The sequence below is a fragment of the Streptomyces sp. NPDC012510 genome (assembly GCF_042955065.1).
Lineage (GTDB): Bacteria > Actinomycetota > Actinomycetes > Streptomycetales > Streptomycetaceae > Streptomyces.
The window spans coordinates 1-1,107 of the sequence record NZ_JBIBEN010000104.1; the positions used below are offsets into that span (position 1 = coordinate 1).

The 1,107-nt window shown below is 50.9% G+C and carries 1 protein-coding gene; it reads left to right on the plus strand.

Annotated features, from left to right (window positions below; all coding sequences use genetic code 11):
* Nucleotides 1-662: 662 nt before the first annotated feature.
* On the plus strand, nt 663-1,107 hold a 445-nt coding region (locus ACFY9I_RS42635; protein ID WP_391012952.1), incomplete at its 3' end, for a hypothetical protein.

Sequence of the window (1,107 nt, forward strand, 5' to 3'; positions counted from 1 at the left end):
GAAAGCGAATTCACGCAAGCGTTGCCTAACGCTGCACCTGGTCTCTTCAGACAAGTACTTGATGATCTGAAGGCACAGGGAAAGGTGTATGAGGTTCAGAATGCCCAGGGTCTGATGGGGATGCGCAGTAGCCATCTTTACATCTTGGAGGGCTAATGGTAGACGTGGAAAGCCTGAGCTTTCCCGCACAGGCTGTCTATTCTGAGCTGAAACGCACTGGTGAACTCATGCGACGTGAAGAGTTCTTGAAAGAATTCGATGACGACTACGAAGCAATCATGGAAGAACTCAAGAAAGCAGGTATTTACCCCGAGTCGATTTCGAGTTCTTGGGGAAACTCGGGCGGAGTTCTCTTCGGAAATAGAAGTTCCTTGACTTTGAGGGCCGACTAAAGAGCAAGAATGAATCAGGCCGAAACAGGGAAACCCCCCGATTCAGTGAATCAGGGGGTTCTCTCTGGATCAGACGGAGTAGTAATCGAGCTATTGCCCTATGCCGAATAGTGTTACGTGAGAAATGCCCTACGGGCCGGGGGAAACCTGTAGGGCTCTCGGGAAGGGGGCAAGAAAATGGTGCCTATCATTTCCAATGAAGCCTCCACCCAAGTGAATCAACCGGGCTAACCAAGCCGCAATTAACCAACTACGTTAAGGATATCAGCTATGACTGACAGACTGGATAAGCCAGCGAACACCGCCGGTGCCAATAAGTTCGACCTAATCAACGTCATCACAATCAGCAGCCTCAGACCAGAAGACAAAGTATTGCTGATTGAGCTTGTGATGAGATGGAACAAGGACACCGGACAGCTAAACCCGAGTGTCGAACGACTAGCCAAGGCAAGAGGTATCAAGCACGCGAAGAACTTCAAGGGTGCCGATGCCTACTTGCCAGGACTCGTGACCAAGCAAAAGGTGGGGCGCAAGAATCACTATGTTCTCAACGTGCCAGGAATCATCAACCTTGCAGAGGGGAAAGTAAACCTCTCCCACTACACCTCTGCACCCAATACCCCTGCTATGGAAGGGGTTTCCACCAGTACCCCTGCACCAGCAGACAACACCCCTTCTACGGCAGGGGTAAACAACCCTTCTACAGCAGGGGTAT